Here is a 21046-nt window from a genome sequence, read left to right as displayed (position 1 = left end):
AATCAACTTACTTTTATTTTTGTTTTAGAGTATATATTCTATTAATTGAAAAACTTAAAAATCTCATTATCATAATAAAAAAAATAAACAATGCATTTTCCAAGAAAAATGTTGCATGTTTTATTTTTCTTATTAGTAAATATAAATTTGAAGAGTTTCTAAGGTGCTGATACTATGCCGCCCTTTTTTAAACATCATAAAAATCAGCAATGAAGCTTAAATAATGACACAAAATGAAGTTCTAACCCTGAAGTGTATAAACCTATACTTAAGTATTTTAGGCGTAAAAAAAGACATAACTAATATAAAGAACACAACTGAAGAATCAAAAAACTTCAACGATGAATTGAAGAAAATACAAATAAACAACAAAGTTAATGTTGTAATTAAACGCTCAAAAACAAAAAAAATTAACAATATAACAACACCTGTTATTCTATTTGATGCTCAAGGGTTACCATTTGTTTTAGCTAAGACTAATAAAGGATCTTGTTTAATACAAAACCCTAATAAAGAATCTCCTGAAGTTATTTCTTATGATAAAATCAACTCGATATGGAATAAAAGTTGGCTTGAAATAAAACAACCTCAATCACGTTTTGATATCACCTGGTTCATTCCTGAGTTTTTGCAACACAAAAGAATACTCGGGGAAATTTTTTTGTTTTCTTTTGTATTGCAAATACTCGCCTTAATCTCACCGCTATTTTTTCAGGTTGTGATGGATAAAGTGCTTGTACATCAAGCTTGGTCAACCCTTGACGTGCTTGTGATAGGGCTTGTGATCACTGGCATTGTAGAGGTTATACTTCGCGGCTTGCGCGAATATCAATATGCGCACACAGCCAATAGAATTGATATTCAATTGGGGCTTAAATTAGTAAAGCACTTACTTGGCCTTCCTTTGATGTTCTTCAAAACACGCCAAGTAGGCGCTATCGTAACTCGAGTGCGTGAGCTCGATACCGTACGAGAATTTTTGACAGGCTCTATGTTCACTTTAACTATCGAGTTCTTGTTCATGTTTGTCTTTCTCTACGTAATGAGCTTACTTTCGTCGACCCTCACATGGTTATTTATTGCAACCATTCCTCTTTATGTATTGCTCGCTTGGTGGCTTACGCCTCGAATGCAAACAGCGGTAGAAGAGCAATTTACACATGCTGCTGCAAACACCTCATTTCTAACAGAAACAGTGGCTGGCAGTGAAACTCTAAAAAGCTTAGCCGTAGAGCCACGCTTTGTTCGCCGTTGGGACGAACAAACAGAAAAAATGGTTTCTACTGGATACGTAGTCCAACAAATCAACAATCGCTCTAATCATGCTGTTCAACTTATACAGAAGGTAACCAGTGTCGGTATTTTATGGCTAGGAGCAACTGAAGTATTGTCATTGGAGATGACTATTGGCCAACTCATTGCCTTCAACATGATGACGAATCACATCGCTCAACCCTTATCTCGTATGGTCGAACTATGGGGGCAGTTTATTCAAACCCGCGTAGCGTTAGAGAAATTAGGAGACATGCTCAATTTGCCGGTAGAACAACATACAGGTAACGACATGGTGACAATGCAAGGGGCTATTTCTTTCAAAAACGTTCTGTTTCGTTACCAACTTGATACCCCTCCTACTCTCCATAATTTATCTTTGGATATACAAGCAGGAGAAACCTTAGGCGTTGTCGGCACATCTGGTTCTGGGAAAAGCACCTTAGCTCGATTATTACTGCGACTATACAACCCAGAGCAAGGGTTAATCACGGTTGATGACACTCCACTGAATCAAATTAGTATTCAGCAACTGCGCCAACAAATCGGCATAGTGCTGCAAGAAAACTATTTATTTAACAAAAGCGTTTGCGAGAATATTGCCCAATCAAAACCTGAGGCAAGCTTAGAAGAGGTTATCGAAGCGGCGAAGCTCTCTGGAGCCCACGAGTTTATTATGAAGCTCCCAATTGGCTATGACACGATATTAGCCGAAGGCGGGCAATCTCTTTCTGGCGGGCAGAAGCAACGGCTCGCGATTGCACGAACTCTGCTTTCTAACCCCAAAATCATTATTTTAGATGAAGCTACTAGTGCACTTGACGATGAATCACAGGCGTTGATTCAATCCAATATGGCGAACATCGCAAAGGGCCGAACGGTCATTACTATCGCTCACCGATTATCCACCGTACGAGATTGTGATCGAATTATTGTTCTTCACCAAGGGAGTATCGTCGAGCAAGGCAGCCACCAACAATTATTAACGTTGGGTAAACAGTACAAACAGTTGTGGCAACTTCAACAAGAGCTCAAACAAGAGGATTCAAACGCATGAAAAGCGTAATCAAGCAATTCTTGGCTAGATTCAAGTTCAACCAAGCCGCAGAGAACCACTACGAGTTTTTGCCTGCACACCTCGCTTTGTCACAGCGCCCTCCTTCACCATTTGCTCGTTTAACGGCAATCACTCTTAGCCTAGGGGTAATGGCGGTATTGCTTTGGGCGTATTGGGGAAAACTGGACGTACAAGCGACAGCAACCGGGCGTTTCGTTGTCTCTGGACGTTCACAAGTAATTCAATCTTATGAACAAAGTAGAGTCCTCTCCATTCACGTTAAGGACGGGCAGCGAGTTGATAAAGGCGCGCCACTTCTTACTCTCGACACCCTAGGCATTAATCAAGATATTACACGTCTCATCACTCAATCCGAATATCAGACAAATGAGTTAGTTCGCTACCGATCTCTGAACAGTGGCCTTCCACTCTCTAAAGACCTTCTATTTTCGACCTTACCATCGGCACAGCAGACATTAATCAATGAAAACTACCTTAGCGAGAAACGCGAGTACGAGTCGACTCTTGCAAGTATCAAGGCAGAAATGCACGTCAATAATGCATCACAGGCAGCCCGTCAAAGCGATATCAACGCTTTAATTCAGTTGACCGAAAATATTAGCCAAAGACTCGCGGCACGAAAAACGTTGAATCAAATAAAAGTCATTGGACACGTAGAGTATCTAGAGCAAGAAAAAGAGCTACTGGAGGTTCAGCGTCAAGTGTCTCAGCAGCGAGCTGAATTAGAGGTTTTGAAATCCCAATATCACAGCCTTGAAGAGAGGTTAACCGGTTTCAAAACACAAAAGCAAAGAGAGTGGCTTGAGAAACGAAAGCAAGCAAAGTTGCAGTTGGTTGGGTTAGCTCAGGAGTTATCTAAAGTTCGTGAGCGTGAACAATTAGAAATAATCCGCTCCCCTGTCGATGGCACGGTGCAGCAACTCAGCATTTATACGCTAGGCGCGGTACTTCAACCTGCACAAAACTTGATGATTATTGTCCCTGGAAATTCCGTTCAGCAAGCAGAGATACAGATTCTCAACAAAGATGTAGGTTTTGTTTATCCCGGACAGTCAGTGACCGTAAAAGTAGATGCGTTTCCATATACTCGCTACGGCACTATCGAAGCGGAGTTGTTAAGTATTTCTCGTGATTCGACCACGGATGAACGTTTAGGGCTTGTTTTCCCAGCCCAAGTTAAACTCATCAATAACAATATCTTAATTAACGGAGAAAGCGTTGAGCTAACGCCTGGTATGTCCGTTGTTGCAGAAATCAAAACGGATAAGCGCCGAGTTATCGACTATATACTTAGCCCAATACGTGAATACCAAGCTGAGTCGCTACGAGAGAGATGAGAATGGATATGACCTTATCAACAACACAAGATGTGCCTATCGCCCAAGATACATCTTGCACTCAAGATACCTCTAGCAATCAAGATATATCTGCCACAAAAGATAATGGCGGAATAGACGCCGTCGTTTATGCCGGAAATCACTTTCACAAGAAATCGACTAAAACACAGCTAAAACATGCATTGGGTGTCAATCATTCCAATTTGAGCGACATGCAAATAAGGGAAGCGGCGGATTATATCGGCCTGAAAAGTCAAGTAACGAAAGTAAAATCAAACGAGTTAGATACCCTTCCACTACCCGTTTTAATTGAAATCGACAATAGTTGGAAAGTACTCACAAAGTCAGCTGATGGTTCCTCTCTTTTATATGACCCAACCACTCAATTAGACCAACAGAGTGAGCTTAGTCTGAGTAGTCAATTATCGATGTACAAGGTAATGCTGGTCGCGGATGAAAGACTAAGTAACAAAGAAGTGAAATTTGGCCTTAGTTGGTTTGCCCCCTCTATTTGGCGTCAAAAGAGCCAGATGCGTGATGTGTTTTTCTATGCTATTGCACTTCAGATATTCGCACTAGTAAGCCCGTTGCTATTTCAAAATGTCATCGACAAAGTACTAGTAGGTCGCAGTTTATCAAGTCTTCATGTGCTCGCAATGGCCATGCTCGCATTAGCTATTGCTGAACCAGCATACAGCTACTTACGCAATACCGTCTTTGGTCATTTGGCGAGTCAGGTTAATGCAGAGCTATCAGGGCGCCTTTATCGTCACTTAGTTGGCCTTCCACTCACTTATTTTAAGCAGAGACAAACCGGGCAAATCATTGCGCGAGTTCGTGAAATGGCACAAATCCGTCAGTTTTTAACGGGTTCGACGTTAATGTTAGTACTCGACTTAATTTTTGTGGCTGTCTTTATCGCCGTCATGTTCCACTATGCTAGTACTCTGACTTGGTTAGTCATCGGTTCATTGATCATCTACTTCTTACTTTGGCTTATCGCTGGCCCCTTAATAAGAAAAAAAGTGGAATCAGAATACGAATCAGACGCCGACGCCACAACCTTTTTAACTGAAGCAGTAACAGGCATTGAAACCATTAAAACAACTGCGACTGAACATCGATTCTTACATCAATGGCAACGCATACTCAGCCAGCAACTAAAGCGTAGTTTCGATGCTCAAAAGTCTGGGTTAATCGCAGGGCAAAGCATCGCACTTATCCAAAAGCTTACCGCCGCATTATTGCTATGGTGGGGAGTCAGCGCTGTACTAAATGGTGAGCTAACGCCCGGTGAATTGGTCGCATTCAATATGTTAGCTGGTCATGTTACCCAACCGGTACTTAGACTTGCTCAAATTTGGCAAGACTTTCAACATACTCTCATTGCATTGAAGCGAGTGGGTGACATTCTTGATGAACCAAAAGAAAACAGTAAACAGGGGCTAGCTTCTGTCCCTGAACTCAATGGTGGCATAGAGTTTCACAACATTAGATTCCGTTACCACGAAGACGCTCCAGAGGTACTAGCTAACCTCTCATTAGAAATAAAACCAGGGCAATTTATCGGTATTACAGGCCCATCGGGCTCAGGGAAAAGCACCATAACCCGGCTACTACAACGCTTGTATGTTCCCCAGCATGGTCAAGTGTTGGTCGACGGTATGGACCTAGCTATCGCGGACCCTATATCGTTACGCCGAAATATGAGTGTTGTGTTGCAAGACAGCATTCTTTTCTCAGGAAGTGTTGAAGATAACATTCGCCTAAGTAAGCCACAAGCTTCAGATGAAGAGATGCGCCACGCAGCGCAACTTGCTGGCGCTCTAGAATTTATTGAAGAGCTTCCCCACGGATTCGATCAACCGGTTGGTGAGAAAGGCTCTTCTCTATCTGGTGGTCAGCGTCAACGTGTCGCATTGGCAAGAGCCTTACTCGTAAACCCTCGAATTTTGCTGCTTGATGAAGCGACTTCTGCTCTCGATTATAACTCTGAAGCTGCCATCATGAGCAACATGGACGAGATCTGTCGAGGTAGAACCGTAATTAGCATCGCACACCGCCTCAACACTCTTCGTCATGCGGATAACATTCTAGTTCTTGATAAAGGCCAAGTGTGTGAAAACGGAACTCACGATGAGCTGGTTGAGAAAGAAGGGCTTTATGCCAAACTCTGGAAACAACAGATAGGGGAATAAAATTATCGTATCTATTGCGAGAGAAACTCGAACTTAGGCTGTACCTGAGTATCTGTATTTGATTAATTCAATATCAAACATCGTTCAATAACTAGAGTCTCAAACACCGATCGTAGACAATTCTTTATAACTTGTTGTTAATCAACTACGGTAAGTTAAAAGCCATGAACTGACTAACTATTAAAACTGCCAAACTACAACATAGTTGGCAGTTTATTCATTTATGCATATAAGCTCATTTGTTAACGCCCTTGTTACATAGCAAAAACATCACACAGCCCTCCCTAATTAAGTCTAATAATCCGCCACTCACGAAGTAGCATCACAAATCTAAACATAAACTCCTCGTACCAGTTGCGCATTCATTTACATATAGGTAGTTTGAGCGGCTTCGCAACCTATCAATTCGAGCAATGACGTTCATGCGAGCATCTTTATCGAGCAAAAGTGTTCGGATTAACATTTCAAGTGACTTTAATTAACAATTTTATGCTCAAACGCTCACTTTTAATGTTCGTTTATTTTCGAGTTCGCAAATATATGCACAATACACGTGCTAGATAAGCAAAACTAAAAAGGACTCGAACATGACAACAAACAAACACCCTTCTTTATTTGGGCAATGCTTGGCTGAATTTATCGGCACAGGATTACTCATATTCTTCGGCGTTGGCTGTGTGGCAGCACTGGTACTAACTGGTGCGACATTCGGACAATGGGAAATCAGCATCATCTGGGGCTTCGGTGTTGCGATTGCAATTTACTGTACTGCCGGCGTTTCAGGCGCGCACATCAACCCAGCCGTAACGATTGCACTGGCCATGTTCCATGGCTTCGATAAAGCGAAAGTGGTGCCTTACATCATTTCGCAACTGCTTGGCGCTTTCTGCTCTGCAGCATTGGTTTACAGCCTGTACAGCAACCTATTTACTGACTACGAAATCGCACATAACTTCGTTCGTAGCAGCCAAGACGCACTATCAACTGCTGGTATCTTCTCGACTTACCCACATGCTTCACTTTCTTTCTTCGGCGCTTTTGCTGTGGAATTCGTGATTACTGCAGTGTTGATGTTTGCCATTTTAGCGTTAGGTGATGAGAACAACGGCGCATCTCGCGGTGCAATGAACCCTCTACTGATCGGTATTCTTATCGCAGTAATTGGTGGTTCTTTAGGTCCACTGACTGGCTTTGCAATGAACCCTGCTCGTGACTTTGGGCCAAAACTTTTTGCTTACTTTGCAGGTTGGGATTTCGCACTAAGCGGTGCTCGTGATATTCCTTACTTCATCGTTCCAATTCTTGCTCCAATTGCTGGTGCGTGTTTTGGTGGTTGGTTGTACCCACGTGTTATCGGTGCTTACCTACCAGTAGAAGGCCAAGGCTGCACAATTCCAAACCAATGTGAAACAGAAGAAGAAGCTGAACAAGCTCAAGCTTAATCCCTAAGCGACCTTACATTTACTAAAATATAAATAACGAAAGAAAAAGGATTCTTACCATGACCGAGCAAAAATACATTGTTGCCCTAGACCAAGGCACCACAAGTTCTCGCGCTGTAATCCTCGATCACGATGCAAACATCGTTAGCTCTTCTCAACGAGAATTCACTCAGATTTACCCGAAAGCGGGTTGGGTTGAGCATGATCCAATGGAAATCTGGGCGACTCAAAGCTCTACATTGGTTGAAGCTCTTGCTAAAGCAGGCATCCGCAGCGATGAGCTAGCGGGCATTGGTATCACGAACCAACGTGAAACCACCATTGTTTGGAACAAAGAGACAGGCAAGCCTGTTTATAACGCAATCGTATGGCAGTGTCGCCGCACAGCAGACATCTGTGAAGACCTTAAAGCGCGTGGCCTAGAAGACTACGTACGTGACAATACAGGCCTAGTCCTTGACCCGTATTTCTCAGGTACCAAAGTAAAATGGATTCTAGACAACGTTGAAGGCGCTCGTGAAGACGCTGAAGCTGGCAAACTACTGTTCGGTACGGTTGATACTTGGCTGGTTTGGAAAATGACTCAAGGACGTGTTCACGTTACGGATTACACCAACGCGTCACGTACTATGTTGTTCAACATCAATGACCTATGCTGGGACCAGAAGCTACTTGATGAAATGGGCATTCCAGCAGTCATGATGCCTGAAGTGAAGCGCTCTTCAGAGGTTTACGGTCAAACGAACCTTGGTGGTAAAGGCGGTACGCGTATCCCAATCGCGGGTATTGCCGGTGACCAACAAGCTGCGCTTTACGGTCAAATGTGTGTAGAAGCAGGCCAAGCTAAGAACACTTACGGCACAGGTTGTTTCCTTCTAATGAACACAGGCCAAGAGAAAGTAACATCAAAGAACGGCCTACTAACAACGCTAGCATGTGGTCCTAAAGGTGAGCCTGCATACGCACTTGAAGGTGCGGTATTCATGGGCGGCGCATCAATCCAATGGCTACGTGATGAAATGAAGCTACTGGCTGGCGCAGAAGACTCTGAGTACTTCGCAACCAAAGTAGATTCTTCAAACGGCGTTTACGTAGTCCCTGCGTTTACTGGTTTAGGCGCACCATACTGGGATGCTTACGCTCGCGGTACGATTGTTGGCCTGACTCGTGGTGTTAACTCTAACCACATCATCCGTGCAACGTTGGAAGGTATTGCTTACCAAACGCGTGACGTACTAGACGCGATGCAAGCTGACTCAGGCATCAAGCTAGCGAAACTACGTGTTGATGGCGGCGCAGTAGCGAATAACTTCCTAATGCAATTCCAATCTGATGTGCTAGATACTGAAGTTCACCGCCCTGAAGTAACGGAAGTAACCGCTCTGGGTGCCGCTTACCTTGCCGGCCTAGCGGTTGGTTTCTGGGACAGTATTGATGAGCTTCAAGACAAAGCCGTTCTTGACCGCACATTCATGCCGCACCACGACGAAGAGAAGCGTAACCGCCGTTACAAAGGTTGGAAACGTGCTATCAAGTGTGCACAGGTTTGGTCTGAGCTACACGATGACGATGACAACGAGTGATACTGAGTACTCAGCTAATCGTTAATCATTAGCCGCTGATCTAGGAACTCGAGTAATCTAATCGACTTGATTGTTCGAACCTCAGCAAACGAAACTAAAAAGAGCACTATTTTGTGCTCTTTTTTGCGTTTCAGGCTCAAATTCCGCGTTTTGCGCAGCGTTTTTGCGGTTTAGACATGATTCCTTACCATCATTACTTCTCTCTTTTCATCAATTCGAGCACAATAGCGTGAGTTTATATTTTCGATTTTGACGCGCTAGAGCCCTTTGCGCGCAGGGAGTGGTAAGTTAAGTGAAGCAGATACCAAGACACCAGCAGATTGTAGATCTGGTAAAAACACAAGGATATGTGAGTACCGAAGAGCTCGTTGAAAAGTTCGATGTCAGCCCACAAACCATCAGACGAGACCTCAATGAACTAGCCGATAGCAACAAAATTCGTCGCTATCATGGTGGTGCAACCATTCCTTTAAGCTCGGAAAATACCTCGTATAACACGCGTAAAGCGCTTAACTTCAACGAAAAAGACGTGATCGCCGACGAACTGGTTAAGCACATCCCAGATGGTGCAACCCTATTCGTTGATATCGGTACCACGCCAGAATCGGTGGCACGCGCACTCAACAAAAACCACAAACAACTAAGAGTCGTCACCAACAACATTAACGTTGCCAGCATCCTTCTACCGAACCCAGAGATCAAGGTTATCTTGGCGGGTGGCGAAGTGAGAAACCGTGATGGCGGTATAGTTGGCGAAGCAACACTCGATTTCGTGAAGCAGTTCCGCCTTGATTTCGGTATTTTGGGCATCAGCGGCATCGACTTTGATGGCTCACTGCTCGACTTTGATTACCACGAAGTTCGTGTGAAACAAGCCATCATCGAAAACAGTCGCAGCATCTTCTTAGCCGTCGACCACACTAAGTTTGGCCGTAACGCGATGGTTAAGCTCGGTAATATCTCTCAAGCGCACATGGTCTTTACCAATAAACAGCCACCAGAAGAGATTCTCAACATCCTTAAAGATTCAGCAATACCATTAGAAGTGATCGATACCGCTCGTCCTGTGAGCGAATAACTCAACATAAGTGCTCAGTGAGCCACTTTCTTAAATGAATCACGATTCTTTATAGAAAAGTTAAAAAAGTAAAACTTGCTCACTACCACTGTCGCTTCTATGCTCGAATTAGACTTATTTGAACCTCTGCTTTCATAAGCAGAGGTTTTTTTATGCCCAAATCACATAAAACGCGCATAAACGAAAATAATAAATGACCGCAAACGAAAGTTCATATAGGATTCAATTATGTTCTAAAATGCTCGTTCGCTCAGAAGAGGTCAAAACCATGAGTGCTCAACAAAATAATTCAAACAACAGTACATCTTCCACTTTAGACTTGATCGTGATTGGCGGCGGCATCAATGGTGCAGGTATCGCGGCAGATGCAGCAGGTCGTGGTCTAAACGTTGGCTTATACGAAGCAAATGATTTCGCGTCTGCGACGTCTTCTGCTAGCTCAAAGCTTATCCACGGTGGCCTACGCTACCTTGAACATTACGAATTTCGTTTGGTTTCGGAAGCACTCGCTGAACGTGAAGTCTTGTTAAGAAAAGCGCCTCACGTTGCTCAGCCAATGCGTTTCCGTTTACCTCATCGACCATTTTTACGCCCAGCTTGGATGATTCGCTGTGGCCTATTCCTTTACGATAACTTGGGTAAGCGCACCACTCTTCCTGGAAGTAAGACAGTCAACCTAGCGAAATCGGGCCTACTGAAACCAGAAATGAAGACAGGCTTCGAATACTCAGATTGCTGGGTTGATGATGCTCGTATGGTATTGCTCAACGTGTTGGCAGCAAAAGAAAACAACGCAGAAGTACGTAACTACTGCCGTGTTGAAAAAGCGCACCGCGAAGGTGGTATTTGGCATGTGACGATCCTTGATGTGATGACAAACCAACGCTTTGAACGCAAAGCAAGAGCACTGGTTAACGCTGCAGGCCCTTGGGTTAAGCAGTTCTTCGATGATGGATTAGAGCAGGCTTCGCCTCGTAATATTCGTCTGATCAAAGGCTCACACATCGTTGTGCCACGCATTCACGACGAACCACAAGCGTATATTCTGCAAAACAAAGACAATCGTATTGTGTTCATGATCCCTTACCTAGATAAGTTCTCGATCATCGGCACCACCGACCTTGAATACAAAGGCGACCCTCGTAACGTCGCAATTGATGATGTCGAAGTGGATTACTTGATTGATATCGTTAACCAGCACTTTGTTAAACAGCTTGGCCGTGAAGACGTGGTTTGGACATACAGTGGCGTAAGACCGCTTTGTGACGACGAATCGGATTCACCACAAGCGATCACTCGTGACTACACATTGGAATTGGACGCAGAGCTTGATCAAGCACCACTGCTTTCGATCTTCGGTGGCAAGTTAACTACTTATCGTAAACTCGGCGAAGCGGCACTTAAGAAGCTTGAGCCGCACCTAACCAACATGGGTGCGCCATGGACAGCGAACGACACGCTTCCAGGTGGTAACTTTAGTTGCAGCAGAGAGCAACTTGCGAAGATGATCCACACTAAATACCCTTGGGCATCTGAAGCGTTGTTACTTCGCTACGTGACTCAATTTGGTACTTACACGTGGAAGCTACTGGAAGGCGCAAATAGCGAAGCTGACCTTGGCATCCAATTCTCAAGCGAAGCGCATGGCGTTTATCAAGTTGAAATCGATTACTTGATCAATGAAGAGATGGCGATGACTGACGAAGATATCTTGTGGCGCAGAACCAAACTTGGCCTGTACATGAGCGAATCCGAGCAGCAAGCGGTGACGGATTACCTGAAAGAGAAGCTACAAAGCAAGGTTGTAAGCTTTTCTCAAGTAGGCTAACCCCACCAGCCTAAACATGGTTCAAGAACATATTTAACAACGAAGCTTAGCGTCCCCCGCGCTAAGCTTTTTTATTGCCGGCTATTCCGGCCTAAGAACTCGATCAGATAAATCTCTCGATTGATCGTCTCCTTCGCACGGACTGAGGCTTTGTTCACTCCCCCATTTTCAATAAAAACTAAATAGTGTTTTATTAATCAGCTTGATTATCAACTTTACAAAAGATTGCTATTCTTTACCTCAACGAAACGACACATTTAGAAACGCTCACTATGTCAGCGCTTTAATAAGGAATCTATTCCATGCAAAAAGTTATTCTGATCACAGGCTCTACCGATGGTATCGGCTTCGAAACGGCAAAAGTACTTGTTCAACAAGGTCACCACGTTTTATTGCATGGACGTAACCCAAGCAAGCTCAAAGACGTAGAGCAACAGCTTGTGGCTATCTCTGATGAAGCGAAAATTCAAAGTTATGTGGCAGACTTGTCTGTTCTGGCCGATGTGGATGCGTTAGCTGACGAAATAATTGCTGAGCACGATAAGATTGATGTACTGATTAACAACGCAGGTGTGTTCAACACTCCGAACCCAATCACTAAAGACGGTTTAGATGTTCGTTTTGTTGTGAATACCATTTCACCATACCATCTGACTAAACGTTTGCTACCTGTACTCGATGCATCTAGCCGAGTGGTGAACCTGTCTTCAGCCGCGCAAGCAGCAGTGAACATCGAAGCGCTAGAAGGTAAAAAACCAATGTCTGATGGCGACGCTTACGCACAAAGCAAGCTCGCGATCACCATGTGGACTCGCGAGATGGCAAAAGAGTTAGGCTCTACAGGGCCAATGGTGGTTGCGGTCAACCCAGCTTCATTACTAGGCAGTAAGATGGTGAAAGACGCTTATGGCATTGCAGGCGGCGACCTAAGCATCGGTTCTGATATTCTGGTTCGCGCATCATTGTCTGATGAGTTCGCACAAGCAGGCGGTCAATACTTTGATAACGACAACAACACGTTTGCGAACCCGCACCCAGATGCGATTTACGGCGATAAATCACAGCAAATTGTCGCTAAAATTGAAGAGATCATCAAAGCAACGCTTTCTTAATGACAGCTATGCTCAAGTGATTTTCTGATTCCAAGAAAAAAGCCCTACGTGACTAACGCATAACTTAGTCACGTAGGGCTTGTTCGTTAAATCGATCTGACTCTACGTTTGTTCCCAATACGGCGGGTTGCCATAATATTCAGAGAAGTAGTCGATGAAGGCTCTCACCTTTGGTGCAAGTAATCTTGTGCTTGGGTACACAGCCCAAATTGCAGGTTCTGAGGTTAATGGGTAATCTTCTAATATTTGAACCAGCTGACCGCTTTTCAGTTGTTCATAGGCACACCAATTCGATGTCACCGTGATACCCATACCACCTGAGGCTGCATCACGCAGTGCTTCTCCGTTATCTGCCCTGAACGACCCAGATGCCTTAATCGTCTTAGGCCCGCTTTCAGTATTGAACGTCCAGTTTTCTAAACCAATTAAGCTAATACACTGATGATCATTAAGATCTCGAGGTGTGGCTGGCTTACCATATTTGATTAAGTAATCAGGCGATACACACACAATACGCTTGTCTGTCGCAAGTTTTCGGGCAATCAGTGTCGAGTCTTTCAGCTCCGAGATGCGAATCGCGATATCAAAGCCACCTTCAACAACATCCACCATCGAGTCTGATAGCCTGAGATCGACTTTTAACCCAGGGTAGCGCTCTAAGAATCCAGGTAAAGCAGGAACAAGATGCAAACGTCCAAAAGACGCAGATGCGGTAACTCGCAGCGTTCCGGTTGGAGAATCACAGCCCACACCGACCGCCGATTTGGCAGCATCCACACTCGATAGCACTTCTTCAGCATGGGGTAAGAATGCTTCCCCCTCTTCGGTTAAAGAGACCTTACGAGTGGTTCTGTGGACCAAGCGAACGCCTAAATTGTCTTCCAGTTTACTGATGTGCGAGCTTGCAACAGCAGGAGATAAACCAAGCTCTTGCCCAGCCATGCTGATGTTGTGTGTGGAAGCTAAACGAACAAACAATTTGAGGTGTTCAATATTCATGAGATTACCAATAAAATCTTAAAAATCGTGTACCAGTAACCCTCATTATGCGTCATTCACATAACAATACAACGTATTAACTCAGTTGAATTGTGAAGAAGTGATTGAGCCAAAACGAAAAAAAACTCCCGAAGGAGTTTTTGTCTAAGTCTGTAATTCGCCATTTAGATAGTCAGCAAAATTACCAACTCACTAGCCCGTTAAACGAGCATGCAGTGAATCTTTAAGCTCAGAACGATCATGTTTCAATTGGTGCATCGAGCCGTCATCAATGGGTGAATCTTTCAGCTCTAGTTTACGAATCTCTTTATCAAGGTTGTCGTATGTCTTCATATCTGCTGCAAAGCCATCGTCAGTTTTAGCAAGCTCAGCAATTTTGTCTTTCATTTCAGGAAATTCGTGAACAAGAGAGTGATTTTCACCTAGCATAGAAACCTCTTAAGTTGAGTAAAGTGATTGGTAGTACACATTCATTATTTACCTTAGCAAGGGACTCAAATAACAAATGAGATCCAGTACACAGCCTAGAATATAGACAGTTCAGATTCACAAATTTACAACATAAATCGGCAGGGATGCATTGTTTTACATAGAAGAAAGCCTCACGTAATCGCAAGGCTTTGTAGAGGTGAGTTCTTTATAAGAACAGTGACAGAAATGATAATAACAGCAGCTAAAAAGTATTTTCAAAAAAGGATTAGCTGCTACAACCACCAGAATGAACTCGATTCATTTGATCATGTGAAGACGTGTCAGAGCCTGTCGATTGGCATCCTGCCACGAACAATAGCGTTACAGATAAGATAAGCCATTTCATAATTAATCCTCTTTTAGTCATGACTAAAGCATAGTGCTTAAAAGTGCGGATACCTCAGTCATTAACTAAAGCCTTACCTGCCGATAAAGCCTTAGTTAATGAACAAAGCATCGCTTCATTAACTAACGACCTGTCTTCTTGCAAAAAACTTTCACCAAACGAACAAAAAACAGTCAGAACTCTCTCTAAGCTTCACAAAAACCGGCCTTTCAATTCCTTTTAGTTATTATCTAAATAACATCAATTCATTTTTAGAATCACCGCCAAACCGATACATTAGTGCCATCTCCTAATGACGACCTCAAGGTAAACGATATGAAAAAGACCATTTTAGCAACACTGATTACCATCACATCAATGCAAACAATGGCAGCAGTTGAAGTAACCGACGAAAACTTCGCTCGTGCAGAAAGCGACCTTTACTTCACTCAACAGTTAGAGCATCAACCGGTTAATGTTTTTGAGCATAATCGTGAGAACGTAACGGTAGAGAACCAAATGATTATCCGCTCTAACACCGACCTGCTCTATTCAACCGCGGTTGTCGATGTCTCAGAAGGCGCAACATTCAAACTGGCGGAAGGCGATGCGTACCAGATCATGCATATCTTCAATAACAATCATGATAACCACATGGCCATTTATGGTGGCGAAGAAATTTACATCGACTCAGAAATCGCAGGTTCAGACTACATCTACATACTGATGCGAACTGCAACAAGTGCTGGCGCAGATGAAGCGCATCGACTGCAAGATGCGGCGGTCATTAATGCGAAATCAGCTAAGCCTTTTGAACCTGCTTCAGATTGGGATGATGCTTCTCGAGATAACGTCCGAGCAAAATGGGAGAAGCTAGTTAATGACATCAAGACAGAAGAAGCCTTCACACCAAACATCACAGCAACATCAGATAACAAGCAGTTTATGATTGGTACTGCGGTGGGCTGGGCTGGTATGCCAGCAGAGCATGCTGTGTATACATCACGAGCGGGCACAGGTAAAACGGAGTGTGCAAACATCACGTTTGAAGCACCCTCATTACGTTATGACGAAGGCGGTTATTGGTCAATTACGGCCTATTCAAGCCAAGGCTGGTTGATGACGAACAACAACAGTGCTGATTCAACGACATCAACACCCAATAAAGACGGTTCTTACACGATTCACTTTGCGCCAAAAGGGCAAACCTGTGACGCTGCAAGTAACGTGATTGAAGTAAACGATGATGGCTGGAACTTTGCAGTTCGTGCATACCGTCCTAGCGATGAAGCGGTAGCATCAGGTGAGATGCACAACTTCCCACAGGTCACGACTAAGTAGCGGGGAATAACGACTGAGTTGCGAGTAATTAGTGTTAATTAACTGGCAATAACAGCTGCTAACAATAACCTAGCCTCTCATTTGAGAGGCTTATTGCTTTTCTTTTATGATGGCTTGGGAGGTAGTGATAATTTTTCGCTTAAGCCATTGATTCATCGGGTGCATTCTCTTGTTATGAGATTCCACCAGCACGATTTTTTTGAGCTCTTCCGGTGCATAATCAGGAAAAGAGAGATAATCGAACTCTTCATGAAGATAAAGAGCAAGCTGCTTGGAACACGGTAGAATCATGTCACTTTGTTTAATGACCTCTAATAGCGTGTGCAAATACGAGCTTCTTGCTTTCACTTTAAGCTGCTCTGTCGACAAATGCTTGGCGATATAAGGCTGAATATCATTCCACCCCGGTATCACCAAACTCGCGTATTCCGCTTCATTTATCTCTTGCTGTGAAATCACTTTGCCAGCTAATGGATGGCCGGTTTTAACCAACCCGACAAAGTCATCCTCACCGATAATCTGATGGGTAAACTGCTTATTCGTGTCGATTGGAGAAAAGTTGATAGCTGCTTGTATCTCGCCATCCAACAATTTTTTCAGCGTTTGAGAGCCCCAATTAACGATATTGACTTGAGCATTGGGCGCTTCTTGAATGAGACCAAGGCATAAACGCGCACCAAGCCAGTTCGAGATAAAACCGTTAATCGCAATCGTGATGTTGCCTTGATACTCGGCAGGGTCAAAGCTTGGAGTTTCAAGAATCACGTCGTCCAAGCTTTCCATGATCATTGGCAGCCGTTCACCAAGCTCTAACGCACGTGGAGTTGGCTTCAAACCTGAATGGACACGAGTAAACAATTCGTCATCAAAGTATTCTCTCAATCGCCCTAGTGCTTTACTCACTGCGGGCTGACTCAGCGCCAATTTATTGCCAGCAATGCGAGTATTTTGAGTTTCTAGCAAAACCAGAAAAACGCGGATTAAATTGAGATCCAATTGTTTCATAGTTACCTGTCATTAAAGTTTGGTCAGGGAGATATTTAGCCGTCTAGCGATAAAAGCTAACTTAGCGAATATCTCTCTCATTATGGCTCATTTGACGATTGATTCGCTTAACGATCTTTAACTCTTTTCTAAGTATGTGACTCATACAAACCCGCTTACCCTCTGCTCCTTCGAAAATACTTGTTGTAAAAAAGGCTCGAATCAACAATCCGAGCCTTTATTGTTTTTACCGAGTGTAAACTAGACGTTAGTACACCTCACACCAATCTGATTTCATGTCGATCAGTGTCCAATCCTCTCTGGAATTCGCCTCATCTAGCGCTTTATCAAGCTTGCCAACATGGGACTCACGATCGTACTTCCACTCTCGCTCAGCATCAGTGTGATGAACAATCATAGCCATTGAGTTGGGTTGGCTCGTTGCCCACTGCATCATCGCTTGATCACCGTCTGAGTTGCCTACTGCTAAAATAGGCTTCTTACCGATAATATGCTGAATATTGGTGACCTTTCCGGCTTTGTCATCGATGGTCAAAATGGACGAATCCTTGGTAACCGTCGGCTTGCCATCGTTGTAGCTGTAGTTGTATTTAAGCGCGCTGCCGATGATCTGTTCTGTAGGAATGTTGTAAGCTTGCGGAGCCCACGCTCTCATGAAATCAACACCTCCACCCGACACAATGTAAGTATTAAAGTCATGCTCTTGCAGGTAAGTCAGCATCTCTTTCATTGGCTGATAAGTAAGGTCTGTGTAGGCTTTATTGAAGCGTTTATCTTTTGCTACCGCCAACCATTGCTCAACGTCTTGCTGGTATTGTTCTACTGTCATACCAGAATGTGTCGCCATGATGATTTTCAATAACCCTTCTTCGCCACTGCCCAGAACACTTTCAATATCATCTTCAAGTACAAACTTAAACGGTGCTTCTGTTTTCCATTCAGGGTGTTCAGGCGCCATCTCTTTTACACGATCTAGTGCAAAGGCTAGTTGGAAGTAGTAAGGTTTTTCTGACCAAAGCGTACCGTCGTTATCGAATACGGCGATACGATCTTCAATTGCCACGAACGTATCGGATTCAGCTTTGGTGGCTTGGCCCACAAAGTCGACGATGGCGGATTTACTGTCACTGTCCTTCCAAGATGGCAGCAAGTTAGGATCACAATCTTTAGCAAAAGATGAGAAAGACATACTGGATAAGATCGCGACGGATAAAAGGGTTATCTTCTTCATAGCACTACCATGTTGTTGAATTAATTACCGGGTTTAATGTAATTCATCCTAGTTGCTCTACTCTGATTTTCCACTTATGAACACTATAACCAATACTCATGTTGGTATTGGAACAAACGTAAAACGAGGGCTAACCTCACGGCCAACCCTCGTTGTTTAAAAAGCTAAATAGAAAGCTTAAAGGCTAGGTGGAGTACCTTCACCATTGGAAGCAATCGCATCAATTTGCACCAAGGCGCCCATAGGAATATCAGACACACAGATAACCGTGCGCGCAGGTAATGGACCTTCAAAGTAATGCGCGCACACGTCATTGAGCACATCTAGATCTGCCATGTCTCTTAATTGGATATTCAGCTTCACGATGTCATCCATGACATGACCAACGCTCTCAACTACTTCTTTAATGTTGTTCAGGCACTGCATCGCCTGCTCTTTTGCGCCATTCGCAACAATCGCTCCAACTCTTGGGTCTAGCGGTAATTGAGCGGAGATATTGTTGTAGTGTGAAAAGGCCACAGTTTGCGTTGAAAGCGGGCTGATTGGCGCAGCTTTGGTATTGTTCGCATTAATTACAATCCCATGTCGGTCTTCAACCGCTTGCGGCGGAGTGCCATCGCCGTGTGACACGGTCGCATCCATCTGTACTAACGCTCCCATTGCAAGGCCTTCAACCACCGTCACCGAGCGTGCTGGCATGTAGCCGACAGCTCTTGCAATCGCGGAATCCGGGAAAAAGGTGGTATACACTTCATTGACTGCTGCAAGGTCATCAAGGCTTCTCACATGAATATTCACCTTCACAATGTCATCAAGAGGAACATCAACACTTTCCAGTATCGATTTTATGTTTTTGAGGCATTGAATCGCGTGCTCTTTTGCTCCACCAGCGACGATGCTACCCGACTGAGGATCAATCGGTAACTGTGCTGAAATGTGATTATAGTGAGAGAAAGCCACCGTCTGAGTTGATAAAGAACTGACTGGTGCGTGTTGGGTATTTCTCGCGATTTTAACTAACTCACAAGCCGCTTGTGGGTAAGTGCCTTCACCATTCGAGATCACAGCGTCCATTTGTAAGCGAGCTCCTTCAAACGGTAAATCAGCGACAGCGAGTGTCGTGCACGTTGGTACGTAGTGTTGGAAAAACGATGCATAAACTTCATTCACAGTGTCGAGATCGGCAATGTTTTTCAAATATATATTTACTCTCACAACATCGTGCATGCGGTGTCCAATGCTCTCCACAATTGCTTGAATGTTCAACAAACACTGCTTGGTTTGATCTTCTAAAGAGCCTGAGATCAAGCCGCCCGTTTTTGGATCAATCGGTAATTGAGCTGAGAGGTTATTGTAGTGTGAGAATGCCACCGATTGTGTTGAGAAAGGGCTCAATGGTGCATCTTCAGTGTTTCTTGAAACTTTAATAATATCGGCACTCATGTCGATACATCTCCTATTCGAGTATTGATGTCAGGTAGAGCCAATTAGCTGCATGTTTACCGACATTTCAAAATAAAAAGCACAAAAATAGCCGAACCAATAAATCATGATAAATACTGGTTCAGCTTAATTCAGAGCGACACAGTGGAGGTTCTTACGCCCCCACAAATAAACCTCTACAGAGTGCTTAGGAAGCTACTGATTTTTTCTTCATGATGCTTAACGGTTTCTTGTGTTGGGATAACCGCATCTTTATGTGTGAAGTACACCAAAATCGCCATCTGAGCTGTTAGTCGGTTTTCAGCTTCATCGAACGCCACTGAGTATTCGCTTTCTAGTGCGCCGCGAGTCACTTCTTCTTTGTCATTCGCAGGTAGGCAGTGCAGCAGCATTGCGCCCGGACGAGCCTTCGCCATTAACTCTTCTGTGATAACGTAGTTGGGCATGAATGCCGCAAGACGCTCTTCCTTTTCATCCATTTGAGTGACCCAGTAGAAGCTATCGCCGTACACCACATCACAGGCGCTGATGCGTTCTACATCATCCGTAATTTCAATCGTGCCACCAGACTCTTCACAGAAGTTCAGCGCCATGTCGATCCATTCTTGCTCCATGTGGTATTTCTTAGGACCAATTTGCTTAAAGCCCATACCGTACTTAGCACAAGTCAGCATCAAAGAACGGCACACATCTGTCGCGTCACCCATGAATGCTAAGGTTAGGTCTGATAGCTTACGTCCATCTGTAATGTGCTCTCTGATCGTGTAGAGATCCGCAAGCATTTGAGTTGGGTGGAAACGCGTATCAAGGCCGTTGATCACAGGCACTGTCGACATTTCAAGTAGGCCATCTAGTGTTTCAGGACTATTAGTACGAGCCATGATGATGTCGCACATACGTGATAACACTCGAGAAGTATCATCAATCGACTCTTTACCACCTAAGTGAATGTCTTTTGGTGATAGGAATAGCGCATGCCCCCCCAGTAATGTTGCTGCCACCTCGAAAGAAACACGTGTACGAGTAGAACCCGCTTCGAAGATCATCCCAACTGACTTGCCTTTGAACAGTGGTGGAATAGCGTTGTCTTTGCGCGCCTGCTTCAGGTGAGTCATCAGCTCCATCATGTTGTCCATCTCTTCGACAGAGAAATCTTTCATGGAAACCATGTGCTCTAGATTTGCTTTGTTTAGTTCAGTTGCGCTAGAAGAAGGTAATTTCATAATAAGTTCCTATTTTTCATAATTTTGTGTGCGGTTCTTTTTAGTTCACTTTCATGGCAATTTGATTTTGAATACCTGCC

At 44.0% G+C, this 21046-nt stretch carries 14 protein-coding genes and 1 pseudogene; 9 read left to right on the top strand and 6 right to left on the bottom strand.

Translation table 11 applies throughout. The features are described from left to right. Positions 1-223: 223 nt before the first annotated feature. From AACU28_RS01860 to AACU28_RS01825, 8 genes and pseudogenes are all read left to right on the top strand, one after another. A complete protein-coding gene (locus tag AACU28_RS01860) occupies positions 224-2329 on the top strand; it encodes a peptidase domain-containing ABC transporter (RefSeq protein WP_121602226.1) in 2106 nt (701 codons plus the stop codon). Continuing rightward, positions 2326-3687 carry an HlyD family type I secretion periplasmic adaptor subunit gene (locus AACU28_RS01855; RefSeq protein WP_183091169.1) on the top strand — a complete coding sequence of 454 codons (1362 nt, stop codon included), beginning with the start codon at positions 2326-2328 and terminating at the stop codon, positions 3685-3687. The genes AACU28_RS01860 and AACU28_RS01855 overlap by 4 nt, the downstream gene beginning before the upstream one ends. A 104-nt stretch (positions 3688-3791) precedes the next feature. Beyond that, positions 3792-5885 (top strand): annotated as a pseudogene (locus tag AACU28_RS01850) (type I secretion system permease/ATPase); the annotation flags it as partial. Between the two features lie 587 nt (positions 5886-6472). Then, a complete protein-coding gene (locus AACU28_RS01845) occupies positions 6473-7327 on the top strand; it encodes an MIP/aquaporin family protein (RefSeq protein WP_004732234.1) in 855 nt (284 codons plus the stop codon). Positions 7328-7386: 59 nt separating this feature from the next. Further along, on the top strand, positions 7387-8910 hold the full coding sequence (gene glpK, locus AACU28_RS01840; protein ID WP_065206658.1) for a glycerol kinase GlpK: 1524 nt from the start codon (positions 7387-7389) through the stop codon (positions 8908-8910). 292 nt (positions 8911-9202) lie between these two features. Then, on the top strand, positions 9203-9988 hold the full coding sequence (locus tag AACU28_RS01835) for a DeoR/GlpR family transcriptional regulator (protein ID WP_004732237.1): 786 nt from the start codon (positions 9203-9205) through the stop codon (positions 9986-9988). Positions 9989-10256: 268 nt separating this feature from the next. Next, the gene (gene glpD / locus AACU28_RS01830; protein WP_121602771.1) at positions 10257-11816 is read left to right on the top strand and encodes a glycerol-3-phosphate dehydrogenase; all 1560 of its coding nucleotides are present in this window, start codon (positions 10257-10259) and stop codon (positions 11814-11816) included. Between the two features lie 302 nt (positions 11817-12118). Further along, positions 12119-12928, top strand: a complete 810-nt coding sequence (locus AACU28_RS01825; protein ID WP_121602223.1) for an SDR family NAD(P)-dependent oxidoreductase — start codon at positions 12119-12121, stop codon at positions 12926-12928. A gap of 102 nt (positions 12929-13030) precedes the next feature. On the opposite strand, the gene AACU28_RS01820 is transcribed toward AACU28_RS01825, so the two are convergent. Together AACU28_RS01820 and AACU28_RS01815 are read right to left on the bottom strand one after the other, a co-directional pair. After that, positions 13031-13927, bottom strand: a complete 897-nt coding sequence (locus AACU28_RS01820; RefSeq protein ID WP_121602222.1) for a LysR family transcriptional regulator — start codon at positions 13925-13927, stop codon at positions 13031-13033. Positions 13928-14119: 192 nt separating this feature from the next. Next, on the bottom strand, positions 14120-14356 hold the full coding sequence (locus tag AACU28_RS01815; RefSeq protein WP_004732244.1) for a YdcH family protein: 237 nt from the start codon (positions 14354-14356) through the stop codon (positions 14120-14122). A gap of 667 nt (positions 14357-15023) precedes the next feature. Between AACU28_RS01815 and AACU28_RS01810 the strand changes: the two genes are divergently transcribed. After that, positions 15024-16064 (top strand): DUF1214 domain-containing protein, encoded by a 1041-nt coding sequence (locus AACU28_RS01810; RefSeq protein ID WP_121602221.1) that lies wholly within the window; start codon positions 15024-15026, stop codon positions 16062-16064. A 90-nt stretch (positions 16065-16154) separates the two neighbouring features. Here the strand turns inward: AACU28_RS01810 and AACU28_RS01805 are convergent, their stop codons facing one another. The 4 genes from AACU28_RS01805 to argF all read right to left on the bottom strand — a co-directional run bounded on the left by AACU28_RS01805 (position 16155) and on the right by argF (position 20966). Next, complete coding sequence (locus tag AACU28_RS01805; protein ID WP_121602220.1) at positions 16155-17069, bottom strand: LysR family transcriptional regulator; 915 nt, start codon at positions 17067-17069, stop codon at positions 16155-16157. 247 nt (positions 17070-17316) lie between these two features. Then, the gene (locus tag AACU28_RS01800; RefSeq protein ID WP_121602219.1) at positions 17317-18300 is read right to left on the bottom strand and encodes an HAD family hydrolase; all 984 of its coding nucleotides are present in this window, start codon (positions 18298-18300) and stop codon (positions 17317-17319) included. A 177-nt stretch (positions 18301-18477) separates the two neighbouring features. Further along, positions 18478-19743 (bottom strand): RidA family protein, encoded by a 1266-nt coding sequence (locus tag AACU28_RS01795; protein ID WP_121602218.1) that lies wholly within the window; start codon positions 19741-19743, stop codon positions 18478-18480. A 176-nt stretch (positions 19744-19919) separates the two neighbouring features. Continuing rightward, the gene (argF, locus tag AACU28_RS01790) at positions 19920-20966 is read right to left on the bottom strand and encodes an ornithine carbamoyltransferase (RefSeq protein WP_046223241.1); all 1047 of its coding nucleotides are present in this window, start codon (positions 20964-20966) and stop codon (positions 19920-19922) included. Between the last annotated feature and the right edge of the window lie 80 nt (positions 20967-21046).

It is taken from the genome of Vibrio sp. SBT000027 (assembly GCF_963894355.1).
In the GTDB taxonomy this organism is placed as follows: domain Bacteria; phylum Pseudomonadota; class Gammaproteobacteria; order Enterobacterales; family Vibrionaceae; genus Vibrio; species Vibrio splendidus.
The sequence above is the reverse complement of the archived record's forward strand: the minus strand, read 5'-3'. Positions and strand labels throughout refer to the sequence as shown.